The following is a 21,434-nucleotide window of genomic DNA, read 5'->3' on the forward strand; positions in this document are numbered from 1 at the left end:
TTGTGTCTCCGGAGGAAATGGCCGGACCGGGCAGTCCAACGGATTTTTAGACCATCATAATCGCAGGCGAAAGCCCTCTACCCGCCGCATGCGTCCACTAAAATACGATTAAATTGCAGCCCCGCGATTTAGCCTTCCAACAAGACGCAGATGCTAATCTCCAATTTTTAAGGGTCGGCGAAAATAGCCGGAGGTTGGATGACACAGGTTCTTTCCGTTTCTGCGAATACGGCAGCCTATGCGCTGGAGGCAGTGAAGCCGTCGCAACGCGTGCCCCGCAAGAGCGAGGTCGAAGAAGCCATTCACGAACTGGCGCGCAAGGCCGAACATGGCGACGACTTCCAGCTTCGAGCCCTGATGACGGCAATAAAGCCGCCGGCGCTCACCCTCTATTTCCTGACCGCCGCCAGCCAGCGTCACGAACCGCAGGCGACGCTCGAACAGGCCGTAGAGGCCTATGAGGAAAACAACGCGAAAAACAAATCAGAAAATAGTAATTTAAATCAGCTTGATACTTGAATATTTTAATTTTATTTCTGAATACAGGTGCACCATTGGCAGGCCTTCGGCGTTCAGGCTGGTGTCAGGATGATTTTCTAAGTATTTTCAACCGAATGCCGGAAAAATCACGGAGGCGATGGCCATCACGCCTTTTCCGCCACGGCGCTGAAAACAAGATATAACAATAAAAAAGCTTGCGGCTACCGGACCTGTCACGCGTTCCGGTAGCCGCTCTTTATTGATCAGTTATGCTGGTGGTCGCCGCCGTTGCCCTTGGCCGCGCTGGCGGCAGAGAGTACGATCTCGACCTTACCTGCCTTTTCAAAGATCAACGTCACCGGCACTTTGTCGCCTTCGGCAAAGGGCTTCTTCACGTCGAAGAACATCATGTGCAGGCCGCCGGGCTTCAGCTCTACCGTCTGGCCGGCGGGGATGACGATGCCGTCATCCAGCTTGCGCATCTTCATGACGTCGTTGACCATGGCCATCTCATGGATTTCGGCGCGGCCGGAAGCGGAGGATTCCACGCCGATCAGCTTGTCGTCGCTGGTACCGGCGTTCTTGATCGTCACATAACCGCCACCAACCGGCTGGCCCGGCAGCATGGCCTTGGTCGCACCGCCGGAAACCTCAAGGCTGCCGGCCTTCACAACATCCATATCCATGGCGCCATGATCATGGCCTCCGGCAGCATGGGCCGCCTTTGCGGCAACGCGAATGGTTGGGGCGGGGCTTTTCAGCGAATGCGGGTCGACACCGGCGGCCGCAACCTCATCCCAGGAAACCTTTCCCTTGTCGCCGCAAAGCTGCGTCACCTTGAAGGGCAGATCCTGTCCGGCTTCGATGCCGGAGATTTTACCCTGAACGGCGAAGGTGTCATAAAACTCATCCGGCAGATTACCACCCTTCCAGCGGATTTCGACCGGACCGCCTTTGATTTCCTTGCCGTGGCTCTTGTAGGCCTTCTGGTAATCACCCTTGATGACTTCCAGCTCCCAGCCGGCCTTGGGCTGCGGCTTGGCGGAAATGAAGCCTTCCGGCAGCTTTATCTGCACTTCTGTCGTTGCAAGCCCGCCGTCGCAACCGTGCGGCACCTGCAGCGCGGCGACGACGGTGCTTTCCTGCTCGGCCGAGCCGTCAACGAAAGTGGCGTGGGCGAAAGCCTGCGCGGTCGAAACCGAGGCAACGAACAACGTGCAGGTGATGATTTTGGTGGTCTTCATGTCTCTTGTCCCTTCGACTGCATCCCATCAGGGCTTTGGCAGTCGCTCCGTGCCGCCCTCAGGCGGTGATGATCCGGTAAAACGAAAAATCAGGCGGACAGGGATGGAGGCCCCCGCGCTGCGGGTTTCTGGATCGTCAGGACAGAGCGGAAGCTCCATTTAGCGGTCAGGCGATTGTCGAGCCAGGAGAATTCGGTCCTCAGCCAGCCTTCCGTATCGGGTATCGGCAGAAGAATGGACGAGGCCAGCAGGCAGGCCTCGCAAAACAGCATGGCATCGCCGGAATGGGCCGGATCGTCCTTGCCATGGGAGACGTTGACGCCATCGCCGTGGCCAAGGCAGATTTCCGCAAAGGTGCCGTCCGGCAGACGGTAGCTCTCGTCCAGAGACACCGTCGGCGCTGCGGCCAGCACGGGCTTGTGGGCAAAACCGAGCGACAACATCAGGGCCGCGCAGAAAATGCGAAGCATTCTCTCCATCCCTGTCAGTCGTCGGTTTCGATTTGCGTCCATGACATCATGCGATATCCCGCTTTCCGGCCGATTTCAAAGGGGAATTTTGCCGCATGCTTGACTTCTCGCAAGGGAACAATCGTCACTAGGCGGCATTTCCCTGCTGGAACGATCGTTTCAAAGGAGGCAGACATGCCAGCCAAATCAAAAGCCCAGCAGAAAGCGGCGGGTGCAGCACTGGCCGCCAAACGCGGCGAAGTCAAAAAATCCAGTTTACAAGGTGCTTCAAAAAGCATGGAGAAGTCCATGACAGAAAAAGAACTTGATGATCTCGCATCAACGAAACGCAAGGGCCTGCCGGAGAAAAAATCCGACTGATATTGTCCCGGTTTCCAAGTTGTCACCCACCACAGCGCTGCCGATGGCGCAGATGGAGCAAGAATCTGTTCAGATGCGTCATTTGGTCCTTGCCAACAGCGGGGCTTCGAAGATAATGAGCGTCGCATCATCGTTGGGAGAAGCCGCTTCACTGCGGTGCCGAAGGAGCAACCGCCCCGGAAACTCTCAGGCAAAAGGACCAGCGGTGACGACGGAACTCTGGAGAGAAGCCACCTTGATCTAAAGGACGGCTCGCCGAAGGGATAACAATCTCAGGCGACAAGGACAGAGGGGGCTCTTGAACCGGCGCGTCTTGCGCCATGACCTGAGCCCGCGCGATATCTCGCGCAACCCTGGAGGCGTCCTTGGACGATACCGCCGAGCTTAAAACCACGCCGCTTCATTCCCTGCATGTTTCGCTCGGCGCCCGCATGGTGCCGTTTGCCGGTTACGACATGCCGGTGCAATATCCGGCTGGTGTGTTGAAGGAGCATCTTCAGACCCGCACCTCCGCCGGTCTGTTCGACGTGTCCCATATGGGCCAGGTGATTGTGAAGGCCAAGTCTGGCGACAACGCCGATGCCGCACGCGCGCTTGAGACGCTGGTGCCAGTCGATATTCTCGGCCTGAAGGAAGGCCACCAGCGCTACGGCTTCTTTACTGACGACAACGGCCATATCCTCGATGACCTGATGATCACCAATCGCGGCGACCATCTTTTTGTCGTCGTTAATGCGGCCTGCAAGGATGCCGATATCGCCCATATGAAGGCGCATCTTTCCGGCACCTGCGAAATCACCCTTCTCGACGACCGCGCGCTGATCGCGCTGCAGGGACCGCGCGCTGAAGAAGTGCTGGCGGAACTGTGGGCCGGCGTGTCCGAAATGAAGTTCATGGACGTGCAGGAAGTGCCACTGCATGACGTGCCCTGCATCGTTTCCCGTTCCGGTTATTCCGGTGAAGACGGTTTTGAAATCTCCGTGCCGGCCGAAAAGGCGGACGAGATCGCCAAGGCCCTGCTCGAACATCCCGATTGCGAAGCCATCGGGCTTGGCGCGCGCGACAGCCTGCGGCTCGAAGCCGGCCTTTGTCTCTATGGCAACGACATCGACACCACGACCTCCCCCATCGAAGCCTCGCTCGAATGGGCGATCCAGAAGGCGCGCCGCGCTGGCGGCGACCGCGAGGGCGGTTTTCCCGGCGCAGAGCGTATTCTCGGTGAACTGAAAGATGGCACATCGCGCCGCCGCGTCGGCCTGAAGCCGGAAGGCAAGGCGCCGGTGCGCGGCCATTCGAAGCTGTTTGCGGATGCCGAAGGCAAGACGGAGATCGGTGAAGTGACTTCCGGCGGTTTCGGTCCTTCGGTCGAGGGTCCCGTCGCCATGGGTTACGTGCCTGTTTCCCACGCCGCTCCCGGCACGGCTGTCTTTGCGGAAGTGCGCGGCAAATATCTGCCCGTCACCGTCGCCGCCCTGCCCTTCATCAAGCCCACCTATAAACGATAATCTTCATCCCATCTCCGGAGAGAATACGATGCTGAAATTTACCGCAGAACACGAATGGCTGAAGTTCGAAGGCGATATCGCCACCGTTGGCATCACCAGCCACGCCGCTGAACAGCTCGGCGATCTGGTTTTCGTCGAATTGCCGGAAGTGGGCGCCACCTTCGCAAAGGATGGCGATGCAGCGACCGTTGAATCCGTCAAGGCGGCTTCCGATGTTTATTGTCCGCTGGATGGCGAAGTGGTCGAAATCAACCAGGCCATCGTTGATGATCCCTCGCTGGTCAATTCCGACCCGCAGGGTGCCGGCTGGTTCTTCAAGCTGAAGCTTTCCAATGCGGCGGATGCCGATACGCTGCTTGATGAAGCAGCCTACAAGGAGCTGATCGCGTAATGACGACGCCCACCGAATTCCATTTCACCGACTATCAGCCCTATGATTTCGCCAACCGGCGTCACATCGGACCGTCGCCGTCGGAAATGGCGGAGATGTTGAAAGTCGTCGGCTATAAGAGCCTCGACGCGCTGATCGACGCCACCGTTCCCTCCTCCATCCGCCAGAAGGTACCGCTCACCTGGGGTGCGGCGCTGACCGAACGCGAGGCGCTCGACCGTCTTCGTGAAACGGCCAACAAGAACCAGGTGCTGACCTCGCTGATCGGCCAGGGCTATTACGGCACCATCACGCCGCCGGTCATCCAGCGCAACATTCTGGAAAACCCCGCGTGGTACACGGCCTATACGCCCTACCAGCCGGAAATCAGCCAGGGCCGTCTTGAGGCGCTGCTGAACTACCAGACCATGGTCTGCGATCTGACCGGTCTCGATGTCGCGAACGCTTCCTTGCTGGACGAAGCGACAGCAGCGGCGGAAGCCATGGCCATGTGCCAGCGCGTCGCCAAGTCCAAGGCAACCGCCTTCTTCGTGGATGCCAATTGCCACCCGCAGACCATTGCGCTGATCGAGACCCGTGCGGCCCCGCTCGGCTGGAAAGTGATCGTCGGCAATCCCTTCACCGATCTCGATCCGGTCGATGTGTTCGGCGCGATCTTCCAGTATCCGGGCACGCACGGCCATGTCAGCGATTTCTCCGGCCTGATTTCCCGCCTGCATCAGACGGGCGCGATTGCCGCCGTCGCCGCCGATCTTCTGGCGCTGACGCTGCTGAAATCTCCCGGTGAAATGGGCGCTGACATCGCCATCGGCACCTCGCAGCGTTTCGGCGTTCCGGTCGGTTATGGTGGCCCGCATGCGGCTTACATGGCCGTCAAGGATGCGCATAAGCGCTCCATGCCCGGCCGTCTGGTCGGCGTTTCGGTCGATGCGCGCGGCAACCGTGCCTATCGCCTGTCGCTGCAGACCCGCGAGCAGCATATCCGCCGCGAAAAGGCGACGTCGAACATCTGCACCGCGCAGGTGCTGCTTGCCGTCATGGCTTCGATGTATGGCGTCTTCCACGGTCCGCAGGGCATCAAGGCGATTGCCCAGCAGACCCACCAGAAGGCCGTGCTGATGGCCAAGGGCCTGGAAAAGCTCGGCTACACCATCGAGCCGGAAACCTTCTTCGACACCATCACCGTCGAAGTCGGCCATATGCAGGGCGTCATCCTGCGTTCGGCCGTGGCGGAAGGCGTGAACCTGCGCAAGGTCGGCGCGACCAAGATCGGCATGAGCCTTGACGAGCGTACGCGCCCGGCAACGCTTGAGGCCGTCTGGCGTGCTTTCGGCGGCAATTTCTCGATCTCGGATTTCGAGCCGGACTATCGCCTGCCGAAAGAACTGCTGCGCACCAGCCAGTACATGACGCATCCGATCTTCCACATGAACCGCGCCGAAAGCGAGATGACCCGTTACATCCGCCGCCTTTCGGACCGTGATCTGGCGCTCGACCGCTCCATGATCCCGCTTGGTTCCTGCACCATGAAACTGAATGCGACAGCGGAAATGCTGCCGATCACCTGGCCGGAATTTTCCGACATCCATCCCTTCGTGCCGGCCAATCAGGCGCTCGGTTACAAGGAAATGATCGACGATCTCTCCGAAAAACTGTGCTCGGTCACCGGTTATGATGCCTTCTCCATGCAGCCGAATTCCGGTGCGCAGGGGGAATATGCAGGGCTTCTCACCATCCGTAACTATCACCTCGCCAATGGCGGCACCCATCGTGACGTCTGCCTCATTCCGACTTCCGCACATGGCACCAATCCTGCCTCGGCGCAGATGGTCGGCATGAAAGTCGTGCCGGTGAAGGTGCGGGACAACGGCGACATCGATATCGATGATTTCCGTGCAAAAGCAGAGCAGTATGCGGAAAACCTCTCGTGCTGCATGATCACTTATCCGTCCACCCACGGCGTGTTCGAGGAGACGGTTCGAGAGATCTGCGAGATCACGCACAGCCAAGGCGGTCAGGTCTATCTCGACGGCGCCAACATGAACGCCATGGTCGGTCTCGCCCGTCCCGGCGATATCGGCTCCGACGTTTCACACCTCAACCTGCACAAGACCTTCTGCATTCCGCATGGCGGCGGCGGCCCGGGCATGGGGCCGATCGGCGTCAAGGCGCATCTTGCTCCTTACCTTCCGGGTCATCCTTCGACGGACGGCCGTGAGGGTGCGGTGTCTGCTGCTCCCTTCGGCTCGCCGTCGATCCTGCCGATCTCCTGGAGCTATTGCCTGATGATGGGCGGCGAAGGGCTGACGCAGGCGACCAAGGTGGCGATCCTCAATGCCAACTATATCGCTGAACGGCTGAAGGGCGCTTACGACGTGCTCTACAAGTCCGAGACCGGTCGCGTGGCGCATGAATGCATCATCGACACTCGCCCGCTCGCGGATAGCTGCGGCGTGACGGTGGACGATGTGGCAAAGCGCCTTGTCGATTGCGGTTTCCACGCGCCGACCATGAGCTGGCCGGTTGCCGGCACGCTGATGATCGAGCCGACCGAATCCGAGACCAAGGCGGAAATCGACCGTTTCTGCGATGCCATGCTGGCGATCCGCGAGGAAGCCCGCGACATCGAGGAAGGCCGTGCGGACAAGACCAACAATCCGCTGAAGAACGCACCGCACACGGTAGAAGACCTCGTCGGTGAATGGGATCGTCCCTATAGCCGCGAAAAGGGTTGCTTCCCGCCCGGCGCGTTCCGCATCGACAAATACTGGTCGCCGGTCAACCGCATCGACAATGTCTATGGTGACCGCAACCTCATCTGCACCTGCCCGCCAATGGAAGATTATGCCGAAGCGGCAGAGTAAACTTTGTTTCGATCAAGACAAAAGCCCGGATCGCTCCGGGCTTTTTTTATGGCAGAAGTGGCGGTGTGACCTGGCCCGGCTTTCTCGCGGCCGGGGTCTTGTGTTTTTTCGTATCTGCTTGTCTAAATTGGGGACGAGGCGGAGAATGTGCGGATGCAAGGCGATGAGATTGCTGTCCTGATCGGGCGCGTTGCGCTCGGAGACCGCTCCGCCTTCGCCACGCTTTACCAGGCAACCAGCCCGAAACTTTTTGCAATCTGCATCCGTATCTTAAAGGACCGGACGGATGCGGAAGAGGCATTGCAGGAAATCTATATCAGAATCTGGCAAAGAGCGCATTCCTTCGCAAGTCGCTCGGGGCATGCGCTGACGTGGCTTTCCACCGTCGCTCGAAACCACTGTATTGATGTCATCCGGGCGCGGAGACCCGTGAGCGATGACATCGATACCGTGCTGGACCTTGAAGACCAGGTGACTCTGGACCCGGAAACGCAAACCGTGATGCGCGATGAAGGCCGGCGGATCGACAGGTGTATGGAGGAGCTGCGGCCGGACCAAGCCAACGCCGTGCGGCGAGCCTATGTGGAGGGCATGAGTTATGCGGAACTTGCGGAAGACATGAATGCACCGCTCAACACGGTGCGGACGTGGCTTCGCCGCAGCCTGCTGAAACTGAGAGAGTGCATGGAACGATGATATCTGGCGAACATAGTCATGGCGACACGCCGCAGGATGAAGTCCTTGCGGCTGAATATGTGCTTGGCCTTCTTTCGCTGGAAAAGCGCCGGCTGGTCGAGAAGCGCATGACGGATGATGCCGACTTTCAGCGCCTCGTGGAGCGCTGGCAGATCGATACCGCATCGTTCAACGATGCCTATGGCGAGATCCCACCCGACGCCGCAATATTCAGCCGTATCGAAAATCGCCTCTTCGCCAACAGCCCCGATCGTTCCACTGCTTCGCTCTGGCAGTCGCTCGTCTTCTGGCGCAGCGTATCGCTTGTCTCGTCACTTGCGGCTGTCGTTGCCATTGCCCTTATGTCAGGTCTGCCTCTGCCGGGTGGCAAGCGAACGGCGCCGCTCGTTGCCAACCTCACCGCCCCCGGCAACGTGATCGATCTCGTGGCGTCCTACGACGCGTCAAGCGGACGCCTGAAAATCACACCGGTTGCAGCGGACGGCGGTGAACGCCGGTCGCTTGAACTGTGGGTGGTACCACCGACGGGCAATCCGAAGTCGCTCGGCATCATCGACGCGAAGGTCGATGCGGAAATGATCATTTCACCCGAGATACAGCGCACACTCGGTGAAGGTTCCGTATTTGCCGTCAGCCTTGAACCGTTCGGCGGTTCGCCCACCGGCCTTCCCACCGGCCCGATCGTCGCATCAGGCACTGCGCGTCGCCTATAGCCTAAGCACAGATATTCATCATTAAAGTCAATTGGTTATCATTTTTCCTGGCTCACCTGAAACTTCGAGGCGCCGGCTTCCGTCTCTTGTATCGCTACGGATGACCGATAGCGGCCACCGGAAGAACTGCCTTTCGGGGTTTGGAAGTCACCAAGGAGGAATAACGATGTACAACGTTTCTGTTCGCGCCCTGACGCTGGCCGCAGCTCTTTCCATCGGCATGGTTTCCGCTTATGCCGCGAACCCCAAAGTTGGCGGCGCCGCAATGTTCGAGGACAAGAACATCGTTGAAAATGCGATGAACTCGAAAGACCATACAACGCTTGTCGCAGCGGTGAAGGCTGCCGGCCTTGTCGAAACACTTCAAGGAAAAGGTCCGTTCACGGTGTTCGCGCCGACCAACGAGGCTTTCGCGGCCCTTCCGAAGGGTGCGGTCGACGATCTTCTGAAGCCCGAGAACAAGGAAAAGCTGGTCAAGGTGCTGACCTGCCACGTGGTCGCCGCCAATGCACTGTCACCCGCCATCGAAAAGATGATCAAGGATGACAAGGGCGAGCATGACGTGAAGACCGTCGGCGGCTGCGTGCTTAAGGCCAAGGAAAGCATGGGCAAAATCACGTTGACGGACGAGAACGGCACGGTTGCTCATGTAACCATCGCTGACGTCAAGCAATCCAATGGCGTCATTCATGTCATCGACAAGGTGTTGCTGCCGAAGATGTAACTGTCGCGGCATGACACAAAATGGCCGGATGAGCCATTCGGCTTGAACCCTTATCAAAGGCCCGGAAACATCCGGGCCTTTGATATTCGGGCGACGACACCTCCACATCCTGAAATGGCTGGACATGATTGATCGGCGGCGGTTCCATGCTAAACGGGATCATGCAATCCTGCGGCAATGGAGTGTGAATGCGTCTGATCTGCCTGAACGGCTGGGGCGGAAAGCTCCACGACGAGCTTGTTCCCTATCTCTCCTCTTCCGATCCCGATATTTTGTGTCTGCAGGAAGTGGTGCATACGCCGGCTGCCACGCAGGACTGGCTAGCCTATCGCGATCACGGCATCGACCTGCCACAGAGGGCGAATTTCCTGCGGGATGTCGCAGATGTCATGCCCGATCATCTGGCGGTCTTCTGCCCGGCAGCGCAGGGCGATCTCTGGCACGGCGAAACACGATACCCGTCGCAATGGGGGCTGGCGACCTTCGTGCGTAAATCCATTGCCATTGTCGCGCAGGCGCAGGGTTTCGTACATGGCACCTTTTCAGCCGATGGATATGGCGATCACCCGAGATCGCGGACCGCCCATGCCATTCGTATTTTCGATTTCACAACCGGCCAGCCCGCCGTCATCGCCCACATGCACGGCCTGCGAGACCCCGAAGGCAAACACGACAGCCCCGCGCGGCTGGCGCAGGCGAAGCGTCTCGTCCAGCTCGTCAGAAACATCGCGGAGGCTGGTGACCGGATCATCGTCTGTGGTGATTTCAATGTCTTGCCTGAGAGCGAGACTTTTGCCGTTATGAGAGAGCTGGACCTTATAGAGTTGGTTACGACGCGCGGCTTTACCGACACGCGGACTTCGCATTACACCAAGCAAAACCGCTACGCGGATTACATGCTGGTCAATCCGGCTGTGAAGATCGATCACTTCGATGTTGTGAGACAGCCGGAGGTTTCGGATCATTGCCCGCTGCTGCTTGAATTCAGTTGAGAAACCGGACACTCATCCGCGCCGTCAAAATCAGCTGAATCCAGTTAACGCACTAGCTGGATATCGCTCGTCACTACCGTCTTTCCGGTCCTGCCGTCTTTGTCGGTGGTACGCAGCCGCAGGCCATTATTGCCGACCTTCTCGATTGTCATGGCGGCGACACGGTCACCGTTGATGTCGCGGTTCCAGCGAACGGTCAGATTGATCGCATTTCCCCGGCGATTGCCCGCCAGTGCCGAAGGGCGGCCGGACGGGCCTGTGTAAGTGCCGCTGTAACGCACGCCGCTGGCGGCGAGATCGGCTGCAATCGCCCGCTTTACCACCAGAAGCCCACGGCACGTGCCAGACATGCGCAAAGCTGTCTGCCGTGCATCGGAATTCAGCGTACAATTAACGTTGACGGCCGGCGCGCCGATACGGGTGATCACCGTGCCCTTGCCAGTCCACGTACCCTCGAGTGATGACAGAAACGCGCTTTCATCGGCGACTGCCGGCAGCGCGGTGAAAAGGCTCGCTGCAAAAGCAATGACGGTGGTTCGTATTCTCTCTGTTTTTTCCATTGGACGGTTTCGCCGGTTCGGTTTCCTTCGAACGCTAACGCGCCATCGCCTCCGGATGTTCCAGTCCGACGATTTGCCGTTCCGGCCTCATCAACAGCCTTAAAACAAAAAAGGAGGCCGTTACGGGCCTCCTGTCTCAATGTGTTCGCATGGGAACCGCGCCGTCAGCCGACGAAAGCGCGCTCGATCACGAATTCAGCAGGCTTGTTGTTGGCGCCTTCGTTCAGACCGGCCTTTTCAAGCAGTTCCTTGGTGTCCTTCAGCATGGCCGAGGAACCGCAGATCATGCCGCGATCAATTTCCGGATCAAGTGCCGGAACGCCGAGATCGGCAAATAGCTTGCCGTTTTCGATCAGCGTGGTGATGCGGCCCTTGAAGGGGTAGTCCTCGCGAGTCACCGTCGCATAATGCTTGAGCTTGTCGCCGACGATCTCGTTCAGGAATTCGTGGTTGCGGATTTCCTCAACCAGATCGAAGCCGTACTTCAGCTCGGCCACATCGCGGCAGGTATGGGTGAGGATGACCTCTTCAAACTTTTCATAGGTCTCGGGATCGCGGATCAGGCTTGCGAAAGGCGCAATGCCGGTGCCGGTCGAGAACATATAGAGCCGTCTGCTGGGTGTCAGCGCATCCAGAACCAGCGTGCCTGTCGGCTTCTTGCGCATCAGAACGGTATCGCCGGGCTTGATCGCCTGAAGATGGGAGGTCAGCGGGCCGTCGGGAACCTTGATCGAGAAGAATTCCAGTTCCTCATCCCAGGCGGGGCTGGCGATGGAATAGGCGCGGTAGATCGGCTTTTCTCCGACCATCAGGCCGATCATGGCGAATTCGCCGGAACGGAAACGGAAGCCGGCCGGACGCGTCATGCGGAAACGGAACAGGTGATCCGTATAGTGCTCCACCGATAAAACCGTCTCGGCGTAAACACCATCAGGTATCTTGATCGCGAAATCTTCCGTCTTGGCTGGCGCGTTCATTTCAGGTTCCGTCCATTCTTATTCGATAAGCGACATTCTCCAACCGGGCAATTATACCATTTTTGCCGAGGTTTGAAGGCATGAGAATATCACAACTGCTATGTGCTCAGGAAATATGTATCAAAAAATCATATTTCCGCGCAACGTGTCACAGAGACGCACGCCGACGCCAGCTATAGGCCTCGCCGCCCGCTGCCGGCCGGGCCGTCGGCTGGTAATAAACCGGGATTTCCGGCAGGCGATTTTCGGACAGGCGGCGGATCGCCGTGCCGTTCGTCACCGCAAAACTGGTAAAGCCGGTGCGCAGCATCGGCGGCACCTGGTCGATCAGCACGTCGCCGACTGCCCTCACCTCACCTCTAAAACCGAGGCGGTTGCGCAGCAGCGAAGCGTGGCTGAAACCACGGCCATCATTGAAGGCCGGGAAACTCACGGCTACGAGTTCGATACGGTCAAGGTAAGGCTCAAGACGGGCGACGTCGTCGGCCGGCGCAATCAGCACGCCAAAGCCTGTATCGTTGCTTTCCGCCGCACGGATGAGGAAATCGGCGAGCGGCAGCACTGGCTTTTGCACGGCTGTCGCTTTCACCTCTTCCGTTTCGATCACCCAGGGATCGTTTTCCACGAAGCCGTCGCGGTTCCAGATTTTTGTCATGACACTCTCCTCAGGCGGCTTCGGCGGCGGAACCGTAGAGCGCATCCTTGAAAGGCTGCGGTCCGACGCGGCGATAGGCATCGAGGAAGATTTCCTCTTTCGACAGACGAAGCCCCAGATAGGTATCGACGATGGTTTCAATGGCGTCGGTTACCCTGTCCGGCTCAAAACCACGGCCGATGATCTCACCGATCGAGGTATTTTCATCACCCGATCCGCCGAGCGTGATCTGGTAAAGCTCGGCACCCTTTTTCTCCACCCCCAGCAGGCCGATATGGCCGACATGGTGATGGCCGCAGGCGTTGATGCAGCCGGAAATCTTGATCTTCAGCTCGCCGATTTCCGCCTGACGCTCCGGAGCGCCGAAACGGGTAGAAATTTCCTGCGCCACCGGAATGGAGCGCGCATTGGCAAGCGCGCAATAGTCCAGCCCGGGACAGGCAATGATATCGGTGATGAGGCCGGCATTGGCGGTCGCAAGGCCAGCACCCGCCAGCGCACGATAGACCGGCTCGAGATCGGCCAGCGCCACATGCGGCAGGATGATGTTCTGCTCGTGGCTGATGCGGATTTCGTCGAAAGCGTATTCTTCGGCAATATCAGCGACGAGTTCCATCTGCTCGTCCGTCGCATCGCCTGGAATACCACCGATCGGCTTCAGTGAAATGGTCACCATACCGTAGTCGGGGTGCTTGTGCGGCTGGACATTCTGGTCAACGAAACGGGCAAACCCCTCATCCGCCTTCTTCCAGCGCGCCAGGCTTTCCCAGCCTTCGGGGCGGTTCTTCAGTTCCGGCGGCGCGAAATAAGCGGAGATCGCCGCAATATCGGCATCCGGCAGCTTCAATTCGGTGTTTTTCAGCTCGGCGAACTCGACCTCGACCTGGCGGGACAGCTCTTCCGCGCCGGTTTCATGCACGAGGATCTTGATGCGCGCCTTGTATTTATTGTCACGGCGGCCGTGCAGGTTATAAACGCGCATGATCGCCGTGGTGTAGGACAACAAATCCTCTTCTGGCAGGAAGTCGCGGATTTTCTTGGCGATCATCGGCGTGCGGCCCTGCCCGCCACCGACATAAACGGCAAAACCAATCTCGCCCTTGTCGTTCTTTTTCAGATGCAGACCGATATCATGGACCTGAATGGCGGCGCGATCGCGCTCGGCACCCGTTACCGCGATCTTGAACTTGCGCGGCAGGAACGAGAATTCCGGATGCACGGAAGACCATTGGCGCAAAATTTCCGCATAGGGGCGCGGATCAGCGACCTCATCGGCGGCCGCGCCAGCGAAATGATCGGCGGTCACATTGCGAATGCAGTTGCCCGACGTCTGGAGGGCGTGCATTTCCACGCTTGCCAGTTCGGACAGGATATCCGGTGTATCGGAGAGCTTTGGCCAATTATACTGAATGTTCTGGCGGGTGGTGAAGTGGCCGTAACCCCGGTCATATTTGCGGGCGATATGGGCCAACATCCGCATCTGTTGCGAATTCAGCGTACCGTAGGGAATGGCGACGCGCAGCATATAGGCATGCAGCTGGAGATAAACGCCGTTCATCAGGCGCAGCGGCTTGAATGCGTCCTCGGCCAGCTCGCCGGACAGCCGGCGCTCGACCTGATCGCGAAACTGCGCCACGCGGCCTTCAACAAATGCGTGATCGAACTCGTCGTAACGGTACATATTCTTCCTCAGACTGCGATAAATGCTGCATCGGCCGGCTTGAAGCCGGTGGCATAGTGCACGGTGGGGCCAGCAGCGCGAATGCGCTCGCGAAGCCGGGTCGGCCAGAGCTTGCCATTCTCCTCCACCACGTCAACGATGGCCACATCGACCACCTTATTGGCGGAAAAATCACGCTTGCCGATTTCCTCGAACGAAGCGACGGCCTCCGCATGGCGGGCAACGATGGCGCCCTGCAGGTTCTCCGTCCAGTCACCATTGGCGTCGAGCCAGACGGCGATACCATCGCCCAGACGATTGGCGGTCAAAACCTTATCAACCATTTACGTACTCCCGTTTGAAGTCCGCCGGCTGCGCTGACAATGCAAGCGCCTCGGACCTGTCGAAATTGGCGCCCGCCACGGCATCACCGATGATGACCATGACCGGCCCGGTCAGTTCATCGCGATGTTCCAGATCGGGCAGATCGTTCAATGTGCCATGCAGCAGACGGCGATCCGCGCGGCTGGCGTTTTCAATGACGGCGACGGTGGTTTCCACACCCAGCCCCGCTTCGATCAGCCGCGTCGCCACCGAGGCCGCAACGCTGCGGCCCATATAAACGGCGATTGTTGCGCCGGAAACGGCAAGACGGGCCCAATCGGGCAGGACATCGCCGGTCAGATCGTGGCCGGTGGTGAAAATCAGCGACGAAGCCACACCGCGCAGCGTCAGCGGCAATTCGAAATCCGCAGCGGCGGCGAAGGCGGAGGTGATGCCCGGCACGATCTCGTAACCGATGCCGGCATTGCGCAGCGCCGCCATTTCCTCGCCTGCCCGGCCATAGACCAGAGGATCGCCGGATTTGAGGCGTACGACACGCTTGCCGTCCCGGCCAAGACTCACCAGCAGACGGTTGATCTCTTCCTGCGACTTGCTGTGACAGCCCTTGCGCTTGCCGACAGACAGGCGTTCGGCATCGCGGCGGCCCATATCGACGATCGCCTGCGGTACCAGGGCATCATAGACGATCACATCGGCTTCCATCAGCACGCGCTGTGCACGCAGCGTCAGCAGATCTTCCGCACCGGGACCGGCGCCAACAAGCCAGACACGACCTTCGCTGCGTTCCGGCGATTGCAGCAGGCGATCTGCGGCATGACGGGCGGAAGAGGTATCACCGAGAGCGACAGCATCCGCAACTGCACCCGAAAAGAACCGACGCCAGAAATTGCGCCGCAAGGCGCCCCTGGGCACATTCTCCTCGGCCGCATCACGATACTGCACCGCAAGCCGTGCGAGTTTCCCGAGTGACGGCGACAGCATCTGGTCGATGCGGGCGCGGATCATCTGGGCAAGAACCGGGCCTGCCCCTTCCGTGCCGATGGCGATGGCGACGGGTGCGCGGGCGACAAGCGCCGGGGTGAAGAAATCACAAAACTCCGGCTGATCCACCGCATTTGCGGGAATTTTCTTCGCACGCGCGGCGGATACGATTTCGCGGTCCAGCGCCTCGTCTCCGGTGGCGGCAAAAACCAGCGTCGCGCCTTCGATCAGCTCAGCGGCGAAAGCCAAAGCCCGATGACCGATGCCATTTTCGGTGATATAGCGGGCAAAATCCGCCTCCGGCTGATCGGCGTAAGCAACGATATAGGCATTGGTGTTGGCGAGAAGCCTTACCTTGGCGAAAGCCTCGTCTCCATTTCCAAAGACGGCGACCTGCCGCCCCTCAACCCGGAAGAAAGCGGGGAAGGTCGAAAGGCGGTCGCCAGCTGCGGAAAAATCATGTTCGTTGTGCATTGGACATATATCCCGCATTGCGGCGCAAGATTGAAGAAACAGAAATTCAAGCCTTTCCAGCGCTTGGATTTTTATTTCTCGAACACCCCTGTTTTTGAGGAAAACAAACCGCCACCCCTGTTTTGCCCCTGTCAGGGCGCCCTCAAACCCATGAGAATCCCTTGACAAACCGGGTCCTCGCGCCGAACAAGGAAGGACCATTTTCTGTCGTTTTCTCCATGCGAATACCGCTTTCTTTAAAGCGGCACGAAGGATCAGACCCTTGACCAGCCACAGCCTCGCTTCCCGCCTTCTCGACGTCATCGAGCACGATATCCTGCCCTTGACGGCCCGCGGTGTGAGCTTGGGCAATAAGGTTTTCGGTGCGGCGATCCTGCGCAAATCCGATCTTTCGCTGGTGGTCGCCGAGACGAATAATGAGCTCGAAAACCCTCTCTGGCACGGCGAAGTGCACACGCTGAAGCGGTTTTACGAACTGGGTGAAAAGCCGAATACCAAGGACCTGATTTTCCTTTCCACCCATGAACCCTGCACCATGTGCATGTCCGCCATCACCTGGGCCGGATTCGACAATTTCTACTCGTTCTTCAGCCATGAGGATTCACGCGATGCTTTTGCAATTCCGCATGATCTGAAAATCCTGAAAGAGGTATTCGGGCTGGAGCCGGGCGGGTATCGCCGCAACAACGCCTTCTGGAACTCTTTCTTCATCGCCGATCTGGTTGAAGGCGAGGACGATCCGTTGAAAACCACGCTGAAGGCGCAGACGGCCCGCATCAAGGCAGCTTACGATGATCTCTCCACCAGCTATCAGTCATCGAAGAGCGACAACGATATTCCGCTGAACTAGGGCATTTTCGTTGCGGGGTGCAGTGCGGATTTCCGCGCGAAAAATGCGTAAAAACAAAGGTTTGAGACATATGGAAGCCTCGAAGGATATTTCCCGCCTGATCGAGATCATGGAGGCGCTCCGCCAACCGGAAACCGGCTGCCCCTGGGACGTCGTCCAGACCTTCGAGACGATCAAGCCTTACACCATCGAAGAGGCCTATGAAGTTGCCGATGCCATCGAGCGCAAGGATACGGACGATCTGTGCGACGAGCTGGGTGACCTTCTCCTGCAGGTGGTTTTCCATGCCCGCATAGCGGAAGAAATGGGCGAATTCGCTTTCGGTGACGTGGTGCATGCCGTCACCTCGAAGATGATCCGTCGTCACCCGCATGTTTTCGCCGTCTCCAGTGCCGACACGCCGGAAACGGTCAAGCTGCAATGGGACCAGATCAAGGCTGAAGAAAAACGTGAGCGTGCGGAGCGCCGTGCGCGCCGGGGTATTACCGAGGATTTCAAGTCCGGCTTTCTGGGGGGCGTGCAGCGCAGCCAGCCGGCGCTGACCGAGGCTTTGAAGCTGCAGGAACAGGCGGCGCGCGTTGGTTTCGACTGGTCGGACCCGGCACCCATTCTCGACAAGATCGAAGAGGAAATCGCCGAGCTGCGCGAGGCTCTGGCGGAAGGCAGGCCGGAGAAGGTTTCTGACGAACTTGGCGACCTGATCTTCGCGCTGGTCAATATTGGCCGCCACGTCAAGGCCGATCCGGAGAATGCGCTGCGCGGCACCAACACGAAATTCCGCAGGCGTTTCAATCACATCGAGACATCGCTCAACGATAATGGCGAGACACTTCAAGCGGCGAGCCTTGAAAGAATGGAAGACCTCTGGCAGGCAGCCAAGCGCATCGAACGCTCGCTTGATACGGTTTCTTCGTGATCGCTTGGATATGCATTAAAGGCAGGCGTGCTAAGCGCTTCGAGGATTGTTTATAGAGGCCGCAAACCTCTCCTCCGTCATGCTCGGGCTTGTCCCGAGCATCTGCTACCCATCGATTTTGAATACCGTGGCAGATCCTCGGGACAAGCCCGAGGATGACGTCGAATATGACGAGATCTTACCATCATCGAAGCGCTCATCGCTCCCAGTCTTCCCGCTCGCGGATGGTCGCCTTTCCAAGCTTCCGCTCCAGTTCCACGGCCTGTGCTTCCGACAGGCGGACATCGAGCGCAACCGATCCGTCCTCATGGTCTTCACGGTTATCGACGATGGAGTTGCTATAGACCCAGGAGATCAACGGCAATTGCTCGACGGACAAGACAACGGTCGTTTCCGTCAGCACACCGGACAGGCGCTTTGAAATCTCTTCCATCAGGGCATCGACGCCATCGCCCGTGATCGCCGAAACGGCGCGGATATCGGAGCGGCCTTCGGCGCGCTGCATGATGGCGTCATGCGCATCCGGCTCCAGACGGTCGACCTTGTTCCAGACCTCGATGATGCGCTTTTCGGCTTCCTTCTCGTCGATGCCGAGATCGCTGAGAATACGCAGCACATCCGCAGACTGGGCGGCATTGTCCGGATCGGACATATCACGCACATGCAGAACGAGATCGGCTTCAAGCACCTCTTCCAGCGTCGCACGGAAAGCGGCGACGAGATGCGTCGGCAGGTCGGAAATGAAGCCGACGGTATCAGACAATATAACCGTGCGGCCATGCGGCAGTTTCATGCGCCGCAAGGTTGGGTCGAGCGTGGCGAACAGCATGTCCTCCGCCAGAACACCCGCCCCGGTGATGCGGTTGAACAGCGTGGATTTGCCGGCATTGGTGTAACCGACCAGTGCGACGATCGGATGCGGCACCTTGCGGCGCTTGGCGCGGTGAAGCTGGCGGGTACGCACCACCTGCTCCAATTCCTTCTCAAGCTTGACGATGCGATCCTGCAGCAGGCGTCTGTCGGCCTCGATCTGGGTTTCACCCGGACCACCCATGAAACCTGCACCACCGCGCTGGCGTTCAAGGTGGGTCCAGCTTCGGACGAGGCGGCCCTTCTGGTAATTCAGATGCGCAAGATCGACCTGCAGCGTGCCTTCCTTGGTGGAAGCGCGACGGCCGAAGATTTCGAGGATCAGGCCTGTGCGGTCTATGACCTTGGCATTCCATTGCTTTTCGAGATTGCGCTGCTGCACTGGCGTCAGCGGATGATCAACGATCACCAAGCCGGAATTGGTTTCATCCAGAAGATGACCGATTTCCTCGATCTTGCCGGTTCCGAACAGGGTGGCGGGGCGCGGCTGATTGACGGAAACGATGAGACCCTGCGTCACCTCGAGCTCGATGGCGAGCGCCAGACCCTTTGCTTCCTCAAGCTTGGCTTCGACGGAGCGGCCGGGAGCGGCCGGTGCCGCCGCCGCATCGCGATTTTCGCGCTGTTGCTTGAGGACCGGCACGAGAACCACGGCACGCATGTCGTCGCGGCGCTTTTCCTGCTCCGGAATGATCGATTCGTTCGAGGTGTCGCGCGTCGAAATGGGCTCAGCCTTATCCAGAAAGAACATTTCGGCCGACCGCATCCGCGCGGACGGCCATGAAGATTAACCTGACCAGACCGGAAATGTTCCGATCCGGGTCAGTCTATATCGAAGATACCGTCAGAGGGAGCCTGATCAGGCCGCGCCTTCTTCGCTTTCGAACATCTGCATCGGCTGGCCGGGCATGATGGTGGAAATCGCATGCTTGTAGACCAGCTGCGAATGACCGTCACGGCGCAGAAGCACGCAGAAATTGTCGAAGGAGGTGACAACGCCCGTCAGCTTGACGCCGTTGATCAGAAAAATCGTGAGCGAAATCTTTTGCTTACGAACGGTATTGAGGAAAAGATCCTGAAGGTTTTGAGAACGTTCCGCCATGGCGCCGCTTCTTTCTTTATTGCCGGCAGGGACACCGGAAAATAATCAATCAATAATAAACCGGCCGAGTCTAGTCCCCCGCTTGGCCAGCCTGCAACTCTGGTATCAAATCATGTCCCGTTCCGCAACGGCGAAAACGGCCTGACGGGTACGAGTATTGACCCGATTTTTCGATTCGAAACAGTCAGAAATATTGTATCGAAACCCGGAAAAGCTGCTCCACGTCGCGCACTGCGTCCGCTGACGCAAACAGCACGACGCGGTCCTTCGCCTTGATCTTGGTGCTGCCATCCGGGCGGATCACCACGCCGTCGCGATAGATCGCGCCGATGCGTACGCCGTCGGGCATGTCGATATCACGGAAGGACTGGCCCACCAGCGGCGAGGTTTCCAGCGCTTCCGCCTCAATCACCTCCGCCGAACCGCGCTGCACGGCATAGACCGAGCGGATGCGGCCTTTGCGCACATGCTGGAGAACGCGGGAGATGGTGACGGCGCGAGGGTTGATATAGGCATCAAGACCGAGCGAACCCGCGACATCGTGAAAGGACGAACTGTTCAGCAGCGCAAGATTGGACTTGCAGCCCAGCTGCTTTGCCATCACGGCGGCCAGAATATTCGTCTGGTCGTTATTGGTCAGCGTCACGATCAGGTCGGCATCCTGAATATCGGCCTGCATCAGAATTTTCTGATCAAGCGCCGAACCAAGCATGACGATGGTGTTGCTGAGCTGCTCCGATGCGGCAATAGCCCTGTCGCGATCCGCCTCGACGATCTTCACCCGCGTTTTCGGCTGCATCTCCTCGATCTTGCGGGCAACGAAGTGACCGATATTGCCGGCGCCGGCAATCACGATGCGCTGCGCTTCCTGCTCCTCATGGCCAAACAGGCTCAAGGTGCGGCGGGCGTGCTGGCGCTGACAGATGACATAGGCAAGGTCGCCGACCCTCAGCTGTTCGGAAGAATGCGCCACCTTGAGGATGCCATTGCGGAAAACACCGACAACTGTGGCGATGAGGTCCGGAAATAGGTTGGAGAGCTGGTGCAGCGGCGTATTGATGACCGGGCAGTCTTCCATACATTCGATCGCCAGCATGTATATCGTGTCATCGGCGAACCGCACGACGTCGGTGGCGCCCGGAAAGGCGATACGGCGCAACACCATCTTGCCGACTTCCACTTCCGGGGAAATCGTCACGTCGATGGACATGTTCTCGCGGCTGAAGAGATCGGCATATTCCGGCTTCAGATAACTCTGGTCACGGATGCGGGCAATCTTGGTCGGCACGCTGAACAAAGCATGCGCCACCTCGCAGGCGACGATGTTGATCTCGTCATGCAGTGTGACGGCGATGATCATGTCCGCCTGGTCGGCGCCCGCTTTCGCCAGCATATCCGGATGCGCGCCATGCCCGACGTAGCCGCGCACATCGAGCGTCTCGGTGATGGCGGAGATGAGCGGCGCGGCGGTATCGATCACCGATACCTCGTTATCCTCGCGCGACAATTGTTCGGCGATGCCGTAACCCACCTGCCCTGCGCCGCAAATGATGACTTTCATGCTGTCTCTCTGACGGAATAATCGGTTACGGCGATGCGCCTTGG

Annotated in this window: 22 protein-coding genes and 1 riboswitch; of the genes, 11 read left to right on the top strand and 11 right to left on the bottom strand. The window is 58.8% G+C overall.

Translation table 11 applies throughout. The annotated features are described in order from the left end of the window. Positions 1-198 precede the first annotated feature (198 nt). Complete coding sequence (locus ACQZ5F_RS06100; protein WP_225339858.1) at positions 199-519, top strand: hypothetical protein; 321 nt, start codon at positions 199-201, stop codon at positions 517-519. 224 nt (positions 520-743) lie between these two features. On the opposite strand, the gene ACQZ5F_RS06105 is transcribed toward ACQZ5F_RS06100, so the two are convergent. Both ACQZ5F_RS06105 and ACQZ5F_RS06110 read right to left on the bottom strand, forming a co-directional pair. Continuing rightward, entirely contained in the window at positions 744-1,724 is a 981-nt protein-coding gene (locus ACQZ5F_RS06105) for a copper chaperone PCu(A)C (RefSeq protein ID WP_225339859.1), read from the bottom strand. An 89-nt stretch (positions 1,725-1,813) separates the two neighbouring features. Further along, positions 1,814-2,194, bottom strand: coding sequence for a hypothetical protein (locus ACQZ5F_RS06110; protein ID WP_082178762.1), 381 nt, complete (start codon positions 2,192-2,194; stop codon positions 1,814-1,816). A gap of 174 nt (positions 2,195-2,368) precedes the next feature. Between ACQZ5F_RS06110 and ACQZ5F_RS06115 the strand changes: the two genes are divergently transcribed. From ACQZ5F_RS06115 to ACQZ5F_RS06150, 8 genes are all read left to right on the top strand, one after another. Beyond that, positions 2,369-2,554, top strand: coding sequence for a DUF3008 family protein (locus ACQZ5F_RS06115; RefSeq protein WP_052818458.1), 186 nt, complete (start codon positions 2,369-2,371; stop codon positions 2,552-2,554). Positions 2,555-2,678: 124 nt separating this feature from the next. Next, a riboswitch (glycine riboswitch) is annotated at positions 2,679-2,766 on the top strand. 153 nt (positions 2,767-2,919) lie between these two features. Continuing rightward, on the top strand, positions 2,920-4,059 hold the full coding sequence (gene gcvT, locus ACQZ5F_RS06120) for a glycine cleavage system aminomethyltransferase GcvT (protein ID WP_225339860.1): 1,140 nt from the start codon (positions 2,920-2,922) through the stop codon (positions 4,057-4,059). Positions 4,060-4,087: 28 nt separating this feature from the next. Continuing rightward, complete coding sequence (gcvH, locus tag ACQZ5F_RS06125) at positions 4,088-4,450, top strand: glycine cleavage system protein GcvH (protein ID WP_046800190.1); 363 nt, start codon at positions 4,088-4,090, stop codon at positions 4,448-4,450. Continuing rightward, positions 4,450-7,314 (top strand): aminomethyl-transferring glycine dehydrogenase, encoded by a 2,865-nt coding sequence (gene gcvP / locus ACQZ5F_RS06130; RefSeq protein ID WP_225339861.1) that lies wholly within the window; start codon positions 4,450-4,452, stop codon positions 7,312-7,314. The genes gcvH and gcvP overlap by 1 nt, the downstream gene beginning before the upstream one ends. A gap of 153 nt (positions 7,315-7,467) precedes the next feature. Beyond that, entirely contained in the window at positions 7,468-8,010 is a 543-nt protein-coding gene (locus tag ACQZ5F_RS06135; protein WP_052818461.1) for a sigma-70 family RNA polymerase sigma factor, read from the top strand. Further along, positions 8,007-8,723, top strand: coding sequence for an anti-sigma factor (locus ACQZ5F_RS06140; protein WP_309582484.1), 717 nt, complete (start codon positions 8,007-8,009; stop codon positions 8,721-8,723). Before ACQZ5F_RS06135 ends, ACQZ5F_RS06140 begins: the two co-directional genes overlap by 4 nt. Positions 8,724-8,889: 166 nt before the next feature. Then, on the top strand, positions 8,890-9,447 hold the full coding sequence (locus tag ACQZ5F_RS06145) for a fasciclin domain-containing protein (protein ID WP_046800194.1): 558 nt from the start codon (positions 8,890-8,892) through the stop codon (positions 9,445-9,447). A gap of 188 nt (positions 9,448-9,635) precedes the next feature. Beyond that, positions 9,636-10,439 carry an endonuclease/exonuclease/phosphatase family protein gene (locus ACQZ5F_RS06150; RefSeq protein WP_225339863.1) on the top strand — a complete coding sequence of 268 codons (804 nt, stop codon included), beginning with the start codon at positions 9,636-9,638 and terminating at the stop codon, positions 10,437-10,439. 44 nt (positions 10,440-10,483) lie between these two features. Here the strand turns inward: ACQZ5F_RS06150 and ACQZ5F_RS06155 are convergent, their stop codons facing one another. The 6 genes from ACQZ5F_RS06155 to cysG all read right to left on the bottom strand — a co-directional run bounded on the left by ACQZ5F_RS06155 (position 10,484) and on the right by cysG (position 16,091). Further along, positions 10,484-10,999: a hypothetical protein gene (locus tag ACQZ5F_RS06155; RefSeq protein ID WP_225339864.1), complete on the bottom strand. Its 516-nt coding sequence runs from the start codon at positions 10,997-10,999 to the stop codon at positions 10,484-10,486. A gap of 164 nt (positions 11,000-11,163) precedes the next feature. Next, the gene (locus ACQZ5F_RS06160) at positions 11,164-11,976 is read right to left on the bottom strand and encodes a ferredoxin--NADP reductase (protein WP_225339865.1); all 813 of its coding nucleotides are present in this window, start codon (positions 11,974-11,976) and stop codon (positions 11,164-11,166) included. A gap of 148 nt (positions 11,977-12,124) precedes the next feature. Then, positions 12,125-12,631, bottom strand: coding sequence for a DUF934 domain-containing protein (locus ACQZ5F_RS06165; protein ID WP_225339866.1), 507 nt, complete (start codon positions 12,629-12,631; stop codon positions 12,125-12,127). 10 nt (positions 12,632-12,641) lie between these two features. Further along, a complete protein-coding gene (locus ACQZ5F_RS06170) occupies positions 12,642-14,312 on the bottom strand; it encodes a nitrite/sulfite reductase (RefSeq protein ID WP_046800198.1) in 1,671 nt (556 codons plus the stop codon). 8 nt (positions 14,313-14,320) lie between these two features. Beyond that, positions 14,321-14,635: a DUF2849 domain-containing protein gene (locus tag ACQZ5F_RS06175; RefSeq protein ID WP_046800199.1), complete on the bottom strand. Its 315-nt coding sequence runs from the start codon at positions 14,633-14,635 to the stop codon at positions 14,321-14,323. After that, complete coding sequence (gene cysG, locus ACQZ5F_RS06180) at positions 14,628-16,091, bottom strand: siroheme synthase CysG (protein ID WP_225339867.1); 1,464 nt, start codon at positions 16,089-16,091, stop codon at positions 14,628-14,630. The genes ACQZ5F_RS06175 and cysG overlap by 8 nt, the downstream gene beginning before the upstream one ends. Before the next feature lie 262 nt (positions 16,092-16,353). Between cysG and ACQZ5F_RS06185 the strand changes: the two genes are divergently transcribed. Together ACQZ5F_RS06185 and mazG are read left to right on the top strand one after the other, a co-directional pair. Further along, the gene (locus tag ACQZ5F_RS06185) at positions 16,354-16,941 is read left to right on the top strand and encodes a deaminase (RefSeq protein ID WP_052818599.1); all 588 of its coding nucleotides are present in this window, start codon (positions 16,354-16,356) and stop codon (positions 16,939-16,941) included. Positions 16,942-17,011: 70 nt separating this feature from the next. After that, on the top strand, positions 17,012-17,857 hold the full coding sequence (mazG, locus tag ACQZ5F_RS06190) for a nucleoside triphosphate pyrophosphohydrolase (RefSeq protein ID WP_046800202.1): 846 nt from the start codon (positions 17,012-17,014) through the stop codon (positions 17,855-17,857). A 196-nt stretch (positions 17,858-18,053) separates the two neighbouring features. Here mazG and hflX read toward each other — a convergent pair whose 3' ends face one another. From hflX to trkA, 3 genes are all read right to left on the bottom strand, one after another. Next, positions 18,054-19,478, bottom strand: a complete 1,425-nt coding sequence (gene hflX, locus ACQZ5F_RS06195) for a GTPase HflX (RefSeq protein ID WP_225339868.1) — start codon at positions 19,476-19,478, stop codon at positions 18,054-18,056. 108 nt (positions 19,479-19,586) lie between these two features. Then, entirely contained in the window at positions 19,587-19,829 is a 243-nt protein-coding gene (hfq, locus tag ACQZ5F_RS06200) for an RNA chaperone Hfq (RefSeq protein WP_003496145.1), read from the bottom strand. Between the two features lie 184 nt (positions 19,830-20,013). Beyond that, a complete protein-coding gene (gene trkA, locus ACQZ5F_RS06205; protein ID WP_046800203.1) occupies positions 20,014-21,390 on the bottom strand; it encodes a Trk system potassium transporter TrkA in 1,377 nt (458 codons plus the stop codon). Positions 21,391-21,434: the final 44 nt, after the last annotated feature.

The sequence above is a fragment of the Agrobacterium sp. 22-210-1 genome (assembly GCF_053522525.1).